This is a genomic window from Capnocytophaga bilenii, assembly GCF_017565765.1.
Lineage (GTDB): Bacteria > Bacteroidota > Bacteroidia > Flavobacteriales > Flavobacteriaceae > Capnocytophaga > Capnocytophaga bilenii.
On the sequence record NZ_JAGDYP010000006.1, the window covers coordinates 181664 to 187622 of the forward strand.

General features: G+C 29.2%; 10 protein-coding genes and 2 pseudogenes. All 12 read left to right on the top strand.

What is annotated here, in order from left to right:
* Positions 1-573, top strand: a 573-nt coding sequence (locus tag J4N46_RS09080; protein ID WP_208059028.1) for a hypothetical protein, incomplete at its 5' end; no start/stop codon positions are given.
* 105 nt (positions 574-678) lie between these two features.
* A complete protein-coding gene (locus J4N46_RS12860; protein WP_262897141.1) occupies positions 679-804 on the top strand; it encodes a hypothetical protein in 126 nt (41 codons plus the stop codon).
* A gap of 88 nt (positions 805-892) precedes the next feature.
* Positions 893-1291 (top strand): annotated as a pseudogene (locus J4N46_RS09085) (IS1595 family transposase); the annotation flags it as partial.
* Positions 1292-1524: 233 nt separating this feature from the next.
* Positions 1525-2604, top strand: coding sequence for a M949_RS01915 family surface polysaccharide biosynthesis protein (locus tag J4N46_RS09090; protein WP_236013914.1), 1080 nt, complete (start codon positions 1525-1527; stop codon positions 2602-2604).
* 82 nt (positions 2605-2686) lie between these two features.
* The gene (locus tag J4N46_RS09095; RefSeq protein ID WP_208059029.1) at positions 2687-2857 is read left to right on the top strand and encodes a hypothetical protein; all 171 of its coding nucleotides are present in this window, start codon (positions 2687-2689) and stop codon (positions 2855-2857) included.
* A 51-nt stretch (positions 2858-2908) separates the two neighbouring features.
* Complete coding sequence (locus J4N46_RS09100; protein WP_106099091.1) at positions 2909-3376, top strand: hypothetical protein; 468 nt, start codon at positions 2909-2911, stop codon at positions 3374-3376.
* Positions 3377-3412: 36 nt separating this feature from the next.
* Positions 3413-3832, top strand: coding sequence for a hypothetical protein (locus tag J4N46_RS09105; protein WP_208059036.1), 420 nt, complete (start codon positions 3413-3415; stop codon positions 3830-3832).
* 73 nt (positions 3833-3905) lie between these two features.
* Entirely contained in the window at positions 3906-4244 is a 339-nt protein-coding gene (locus J4N46_RS09110; RefSeq protein WP_236013916.1) for a hypothetical protein, read from the top strand.
* Positions 4245-4395: 151 nt separating this feature from the next.
* Positions 4396-4923, top strand: coding sequence for a hypothetical protein (locus J4N46_RS09115; RefSeq protein WP_208059030.1), 528 nt, complete (start codon positions 4396-4398; stop codon positions 4921-4923).
* A 98-nt stretch (positions 4924-5021) separates the two neighbouring features.
* On the top strand, positions 5022-5147 hold the full coding sequence (locus J4N46_RS12865) for a hypothetical protein (protein ID WP_262897142.1): 126 nt from the start codon (positions 5022-5024) through the stop codon (positions 5145-5147).
* Entirely contained in the window at positions 5128-5286 is a 159-nt protein-coding gene (locus J4N46_RS12715; protein WP_157453460.1) for a hypothetical protein, read from the top strand. Before J4N46_RS12865 ends, J4N46_RS12715 begins: the two co-directional genes overlap by 20 nt.
* A gap of 42 nt (positions 5287-5328) precedes the next feature.
* A pseudogene (locus tag J4N46_RS09125) lies at positions 5329-5959 on the top strand (hypothetical protein); the annotation flags it as partial.

A 5959-nucleotide genomic window follows, 5' to 3' on the forward strand; every position in this document is an offset into this window, starting at 1 on the left:
ATGAAAAAATTACTTTTAATTGTCATGGTGGCAGCTCACTTTGTGGCTTTTGGACAAAAGAAGGAAAAATCTATTCCTCCACCACCTGAAAAAATTACCAAACAAAAAGTGCAAAAATCTCCTTACCAAAGGATTTTTGAAGATAATATGATGCTTGCTTTTCAATGGAGAATGGAAGTAAAGGATTCTATTATCGCTAATGAAGACAGGATGATTTATAAAATCAATCTTGAATTTCTGTCGGTTAAAGAATTAAGCTCTTATAAAAAGCAACCTGATATTTCTGCTCAGAAAATAATTTACTCTGTACAAAAAGGAACTAAATTGGATAAAAACCTTACCCCTCGCATGGATTATACTGATTTTGTGGATTATCCATCGATTTTTAAATCCGTTAAAATTGTTGGCGATAATGTAGAACTAACAAATAATGAAACGAAAGAAAAGCAAATTTTTAAGATTTTTTTAGATAAGGACAAGAAAAATATCATTAAGCTCCAAGATTCGAAAACAAAGAAGGAGTTCTTCCCAACGGAGGATTTTTATTGTCCAGCTGTTAGTATAGGTTTTTAATAGAAAAAGAATGAGTAATGAAAAAAGTATTTGTATTATTCAGTTTAGTGATAGGGCTTTCTGTAAAGGCTCAAATCACGGTGAGAGGTGTGGTTTCGATGAGAAATGAAGATAGAAACTATTGAACTGTGGTATACCATTTGTGAAAGATCAATAGGCGAGGTAATTGTCAACTATATGATACGCCCAGAGGAAACTGATGAAATCCTTGCTATTGACTGGGAAAGTTAATTTATAGAGTAGAAGTTTTACAAAGTAAATAATAGGATTGAGGTGTCTAAATAATTTCATATATTTGCACTCTGAAAATTAATGTATTATGGAATTATTTAAGGGACAAAGTCTCTTAGAGTTTACTGAACGCTTTAAAACAGACTTAGATTGCGAAGAATATCTAGCTTCTTTAAAATGGAAAGATGGATATTGCTGTCGCAAATGTGGTCATAAAAAATACCAAGTTCGCAAAGATTTTTCACGCACTTGTAATATCTGTGGAGATACGGAAAGTCCTACTGCTGGAACACTATTTCATAGACTAAAATTTGGGTTACGTAAAGCATTTTTTATATGTTTTGAAATGACAACTACAACTAAAGGGTTATCAGCCTCACAAGTTGCTCGTCGTTATGAAATTAGTCGTCAGACTGCACATTATTTTATGCAAAAAGTCCGTGAAGCTATGAAATCCAGTGAATCGCACAAAATGAATGATAGCGTTTAGGTTGATGAATTTACCATAGGAGGAAGAGGAAGGAAAACAGTTTTAGAATTAATCGCTCACAGAGCAAAGAGACTATCTTTAACAAATTAATGAAAAGAATTGTAGAACGTTCTCCCGTTTCCCAAAGTCAATTAGTATGTAGCTAAATAGACACCTCAATTATAATATTCCCAAAATAACTGCTAATGAGGCAAATAAGAAACATTTTTTTAATTTAGAAACAGAAGAAAATGATGCTACAAATTAAAACATTATTTACCTTATGTAGTATATTCATTTGTACTATGGGTATAGCACAAGAGGATAAAAATTATAGAGAGACTCCTCTTACAGATATGGAAATTAAAAAACTTTTTCCTGCTGAGGTGTTGCAGCAGATAGGAGTTGAATTTCCTATATTTAGGGTGTATCCTTTTGAGGATAAAAGTGGTAAACAGTATTTGATTCTTACTGAAAAGGTGACAAAAGGGAATATACAGGACGAAAATAGTCTGAAGCGGTCTATAAAAGCATTTAACGTGTCTTTTGAAGAAGATAAGACTGTAAAAATAAGATGGACTATTACTGATTACATAAATGAAAATGAGTCCTCTATTTGGTTTTGGACACGATACTTAAGATTGAAAGATTTAGATAATGATGGTTTTGTAGATCCGATTGTAGTATACGGAACGAAATCTATCTATGGAGAACATTTTGAAGAAGGTAGGGTGAAAATCATTACATATCATCTCGGAAAGAAAATAGTTATCCGTCATCAGAATTCGGAAATGGATGATGCAAGACACACCCAAGTGGATAAAAGTTTTTATGCTTTACCTCTTAGCATAAAGAAAAAGGTATATGATATAATTGATCTTCTGGAAGATAATGGACATTCTTTGTTTAATTCGGAATTGAAAGATCAGATTAAGAACTCATTGAAAATACAGAAAAACACTACCTCTTCTGATAAAGGTGAAACTATTGATGAATTTTTACAAAGAGCCAAAAAAGCAGCTTCTTCTGATACTGAACTGCAAAAGATGATAAATTTTCCGTTACGAGTAAGGGGACTTGATGAAAATTTAAATGTTTTTGAGGGTAAATTTTATTCTTTTGCTGAAATAAAGGACAACATAATGCTATATGATGCTATTTTTAAGGTAGGACTACTTTCAGCTGTTCGTATTTATCGTGGAGATTGTCAACTTTTTAATGATAAAAATTGCTTTACCATAAAAACAACTGAAATTGGGGATATTGAAGTGGTACTTATTAAAAAGGGCAAACAGTATATAATAGTAGGAATAACAATATTGACAGCATAATAATGCTTACTAAAAATTCTATGATCTAAGTTTATGAAAAAAACCTTACCTTTGTAAACAATAAATAAAACAAGATAGAACAATGAACAATCTACTCACCCATTATCCTGTAAATTGGATAGACGGAATGAAGCTAAGCAGCAGCCATTTTATTGCTGTGCAGGACTTTGTAACTGATAGCGTTAGAGATGCCATAGCCCTGCGAACCACAGACCTTAACGCTAAGCAAGGATATGACAGAGATGAAAGGTAATGCCACTTTTTCTGTTATTACTAAAGTTGAAAACTCTGAAAAAATATTGCTATGAATTATCTTGTATATTTTATTATTTCTTTTCTGTTTTTTTCTTGTAGTAAAAATATCAAAATATCCGAAATGGATAAATCTTACAATGCTAGAATTTTACAGATTATGAATGAAAACTCATCTTACAAGTTTAATTATTTCTACTATGAAATAAAAAACTATACCCATAAGGATTATAGCAAGGTAGCATATGAAATAGAAGATTTTGTTGATAATAGTTATATTTCATCTATTGCGAAAAATAAAAGAGCAGAGATATATTGCTTTTTTTATACTAAAAGATGGTGGTATAGGAGAATTAACTTGAATGATACCGAAGAAATTAGCGATAATGGCTTAATTTACGATAGAGATTTAATCGCATTAGTTGAGTTCATATTAGATGAGAATAAAAATTATATTAAGAAAATTATTGTATATAATAAAAAAGAGATAATGTATGAAAGAAAAGAGATTTTGGATTAAGTTATAACCAACAGTTGAGTAATTAGAAATAAAAATATGTATAAAGTTATTAAAATAGTTATTATTATGGGTATATTAAGTAGTATTTTTTCTTGTAAAGTAGAAAAAGACATCTTTATATATAGAACAGAGGAATTCAAAAAAAAGGAAAAAACATTTAAACTTTCATTGGATGAAGCAGGGCAAAAATGTATAAAATATATTTTGAAAGAAGAAATAGCTAATGATGGTTCTTTTGAATTGGATATTATATATGGAGATTATTATATTTTTAAGCCAAAGGGGGAACTATATAACTTGAAAACAGGAAACTATAATTTATCTGGCATTTGGATTAATGGTAACACTGGGGAAATAAAGGAAGTTAAAACAAATGAGAATATTAAGATTTTACTAGGATATAATAGTCATATGCCTTATATGAGAAGAATTGAGAAAGATAAGGAGGAAAATTGATGAAAAAATTTCATTCAGTTTTAGCTATAGGGTATTTATCCTTGAGAAGTGGTAATTACTCCTTCTCCACCAAATGCCTCAGCCCAAGGCTTCAAGTGGACATAAGTTCATCTTTACTGAAGATGAGAGCATCTTGCTTACTGATAAGAATGGCAATGTGATTAAGTTGGATACTCAAGGTAAGAATATAGAAATTTCTGCTCCTGAGACTATTAATATAATGGCTAAAAACATCAGCTTAAAGGCAAGTGATAGCATTGATTTATATGCTAATGTAAATATTACAGAAACAGCTGGGAAGGCTAAGAGAAGTGATATTGGTGGGGATATGTTCGTGTATGTGAATGGTGCTTTAACTGAAAAGATAGAAGGTGATTTACATAGTGAAACAAAAAAGGGAAAACTATGCTAAATAGTGAGGGAGAAATTGAAAGTAATAGTGCTGAAATGATAAATCTTAATGCTGAAGGTAAAATACATGGGAATAGTAATGAAATCACTAAATTTTGATGAAGATAAATTAAAAGAACAATAAAAATTGACTTAGAAAATCTAAAAGAGTTATGAAAATTTCATTTATTTATATATTTTTTAGTTTGTTGCTTATAAATTGTAAGAACAATGAAGTTCAAAAATTCTTAAGCTATGAAGAAAAAGAGAAATCAATATCTATTACCATTAATGATAAAACCTCAATAAATAATAAAAAAAATTTAAACAAACTATTTTATCGTTTATTAGAAATAGATAATGAGATTTTAATAGACACTCTTTCCTCTATTGAAATTAAAGGAGATATTTTAATGGATAGGTTGTCTATGGATTGGTATTTATTAAAAATAAAAAAGATTGATACTATTTCAGGAACTGTCAATATATACATAGGAGAAGAGTCTCAATATGAAGATGACCCTAAATTATATGAATGGGGTGAAGTAATGAATAATAGATATATTTATCATATAAAAAGAAAAGGAAAATATTTATCTATATGTAATAACCTAACAGAAGGTTATGAAGATTTATGTATAGATAAAGATAGTATAAAAGAAACTAATTTAAAATATTATATCTATGAAAATAATGAATGATATGGAATAAAAACTAATTAATATCTACAATAAATTAAAAACAAGATAGAACAATGAACAACCTACTCACCCATTATCCTGTAAATTGAATAGACGGAATGAAGCTAAGCAGCAGCCATTTTATTGCTGTGCAGGACTTTGTTACCGACAGCCTTAGAGATGCCATAGCCCTGCAAACCACAGACCTTAACGCTAAGCAAGGATATGACAGAGATGAAAGGTAATGCCACTTTTTCTGTGTTTATCACCGCTGAATTGTTTAAACCGACCCCTTATGGAGAGGCAGCAGCACAAGAATACCCACCGCGTATTCCTTTTTTGCGTCCTACCTTCCTCATATGCCTAATCCTAATGAGATGTTAAGGAACTTTTTAGATAAATTTATCAGACCTAGAATATTTTAGTATGAAAATATATATTTTTATTATATTTATTATTTTCAATAGTTGTACCCAAAATATAATTAATCAAGGAAAAATAGAATGGATTAGTAAATATGACTTATACGAAAACATTTACGGAAAAGGGATTGAATCTAAAAGAGGATTAAATGTTACAAAATTTCTAATTTTGGATGAATCTATCATTTTTATTGCAGCAGAAAAAGATAGCTACTTCTTTGACACTAAAGAAGATAATGCCATTTTATTCATCTCTAAAGATTTAGGAAATGAATACAAAGAAATCATATTTCCTGAAAAATCTATTGTTTCTATCCATTCATATGGCAAAAAGTCTTTAATAGAAACTAATATAGGAGGTTATGGAAACAATGCTAAAAATTGTATTTACTTATTAGATAATACCTCATTAAAATATAAAAAAATTAGAGAATTTTCTCCTAATAGTATTTCTCAGATAAAATTTAATGGAAATTTTATTTCATATAATGAAAATGGAGATGTTATATTAATAGATGTTTTAAATAATGTAAATTATAAAATTCCTAATATAGTTACTAAAGGTAATTACATATTAGAAGATAAAGACGCAAATATAATTTTTTTAGATAAGAATAAAATAATTAGATATAATG

Excerpts from the sequence above, each read along its gene's own strand:
- J4N46_RS12860 (WP_262897141.1), top strand. The coding sequence starts at position 679 with ATGAAGATAGAAACTATTGAACTGTGGTATACCATTTGTGAAAGATCA.
- J4N46_RS09090 (WP_236013914.1), top strand. The coding sequence starts at position 1,525 with ATGATGCTACAAATTAAAACATTATTTACCTTATGTAGTATATTCATT.
- J4N46_RS09095 (WP_208059029.1), top strand. The coding sequence starts at position 2,687 with ATGAACAATCTACTCACCCATTATCCTGTAAATTGGATAGACGGAATG.
- J4N46_RS09100 (WP_106099091.1), top strand. The coding sequence starts at position 2,909 with ATGAATTATCTTGTATATTTTATTATTTCTTTTCTGTTTTTTTCTTGT.
- J4N46_RS09105 (WP_208059036.1), top strand. The coding sequence starts at position 3,413 with ATGTATAAAGTTATTAAAATAGTTATTATTATGGGTATATTAAGTAGT.
- J4N46_RS09110 (WP_236013916.1), top strand. The coding sequence starts at position 3,906 with ATGCCTCAGCCCAAGGCTTCAAGTGGACATAAGTTCATCTTTACTGAA.
- J4N46_RS09115 (WP_208059030.1), top strand. The coding sequence starts at position 4,396 with ATGAAAATTTCATTTATTTATATATTTTTTAGTTTGTTGCTTATAAAT.
- J4N46_RS12865 (WP_262897142.1), top strand. The coding sequence starts at position 5,022 with ATGAAGCTAAGCAGCAGCCATTTTATTGCTGTGCAGGACTTTGTTACC.
- J4N46_RS12715 (WP_157453460.1), top strand. The coding sequence starts at position 5,128 with ATGACAGAGATGAAAGGTAATGCCACTTTTTCTGTGTTTATCACCGCT.